Source organism: Pseudomonas sp. EA_5y_Pfl2_R50 (assembly GCF_963970475.1).
Taxonomy (GTDB): Bacteria; Pseudomonadota; Gammaproteobacteria; order Pseudomonadales; family Pseudomonadaceae; genus Aquipseudomonas.
In genome coordinates this window covers 1-1,763 of sequence record NZ_CAXAPT010000032.1, presented here as the reverse complement: position 1 = coordinate 1,763, position 1,763 = coordinate 1, and the positions used below count along the sequence as shown (strand labels likewise).

The 1,763-nt window shown below is 49.9% G+C and carries 2 tRNA genes and 2 rRNA genes; all 4 read left to right on the top strand.

The window, feature by feature from the left end:
* Positions 1–90: ribosomal RNA gene (locus AACY19_RS26505) — 16S ribosomal RNA — on the top strand; the annotation flags it as partial.
* Between the two features lie 81 nt (positions 91–171).
* Positions 172–248: transfer RNA gene (locus AACY19_RS26500), tRNA-Ile, on the top strand.
* Positions 249–278: 30 nt separating this feature from the next.
* Positions 279–354, top strand: a tRNA-Ala gene (locus AACY19_RS26495).
* Positions 355–602: 248 nt separating this feature from the next.
* Positions 603–1,763, top strand: a 23S ribosomal RNA gene (locus tag AACY19_RS26490); the annotation flags it as partial.

Below are 1,763 nucleotides of genomic sequence, written 5' to 3'. Positions count from 1 at the left end.
GGGGGGACGGTTACCACGGTGTGATTCATGACTGGGGTGAAGTCGTAACAAGGTAGCCGTAGGGGAACCTGCGGCTGGATCACCTCCTTAATCGACGACATCAGCTGCTCCATAAGTTCCCACACGAATTGCTTGATTCATTGAAGAAGACGATAGAAGCAGCCCGAAATTGGGTCTGTAGCTCAGTTGGTTAGAGCGCACCCCTGATAAGGGTGAGGTCGGCAGTTCGAATCTGCCCAGACCCACCAATTTTGTGTGGGAAACGCCTGTAGAAATACGGGGCCATAGCTCAGCTGGGAGAGCGCCTGCCTTGCACGCAGGAGGTCAGCGGTTCGATCCCGCTTGGCTCCACCACTACTGCTTCTGAAGTTTGAAAGCTTAGAAATGAGCATTCCATCGAGACGATGGTGAATGTTGATTTCTAGTCTTTTGATTAGATCGTTCTTTAAAAATTTGGGTATGTGATAGAAAGATAGACTGAACGTTACTTTCACTGGTAACGGATCAGGCTAAGGTAAAATTTGTGAGTTCTCTTAGTTGAGAAATTCGAATTTTCGGCGAATGTCGTCTTCACAGTATAACCAGATTGCTTGGGGTTATATGGTCAAGTGAAGAAGCGCATACGGTGGATGCCTTGGCAGTCAGAGGCGATGAAAGACGTGGTAGCCTGCGAAAAGCTTCGGGGAGTCGGCAAACAGACTTTGATCCGGAGATGTCTGAATGGGGGAACCCAGCCATCATAAGATGGTTATCTTGTACTGAATACATAGGTGCAAGAGGCGAACCAGGGGAACTGAAACATCTAAGTACCCTGAGGAAAAGAAATCAACCGAGATTCCCTTAGTAGTGGCGAGCGAACGGGGACTAGCCCTTAAGTGGCTTTGAGATTAGCGGAACGCTCTGGAAAGTGCGGCCATAGTGGGTGATAGCCCTGTACGCGAAAATCTCTTGGTCATGAAATCGAGTAGGACGGAGCACGAGAAACTTTGTCTGAATATGGGGGGACCATCCTCCAAGGCTAAATACTACTGACTGACCGATAGTGAACTAGTACCGTGAGGGAAAGGCGAAAAGAACCCCGGAGAGGGGAGTGAAATAGATCCTGAAACCGTATGCGTACAAGCAGTGGGAGCAGACTTTGTTCTGTGACTGCGTACCTTTTGTATAATGGGTCAGCGACTTATTTTCAGTGGCGAGCTTAACCGAATAGGGGAGGCGTAGCGAAAGCGAGTCTTAATAGGGCGTCTAGTCGCTGGGAATAGACCCGAAACCGGGCGATCTATCCATGGGCAGGTTGAAGGTTAGGTAACACTGACTGGAGGACCGAACCGACTACCGTTGAAAAGTTAGCGGATGACCTGTGGATCGGAGTGAAAGGCTAATCAAGCTCGGAGATAGCTGGTTCTCCTCGAAAGCTATTTAGGTAGCGCCTCATGTATCACTGTAGGGGGTAGAGCACTGTTTCGGCTAGGGGGTCATCCCGACTTACCAAACCGATGCAAACTCCGAATACCTACAAGTGCCGAGCATGGGAGACACACGGCGGGTGCTAACGTCCGTCGTGAAAAGGGAAACAACCCAGACCGTCAGCTAAGGTCCCAAAGTTATGGTTAAGTGGGAAACGATGTGGGAAGGCTTAGACAGCTAGGAGGTTGGCTTAGAAGCAGCCACCCTTTAAAGAAAGCGTAATAGCTCACTAGTCGAGTCGGCCTGCGCGGAAGATGTAACGGGGCTCAAACCATACACCGAAGCTACGGGTATCA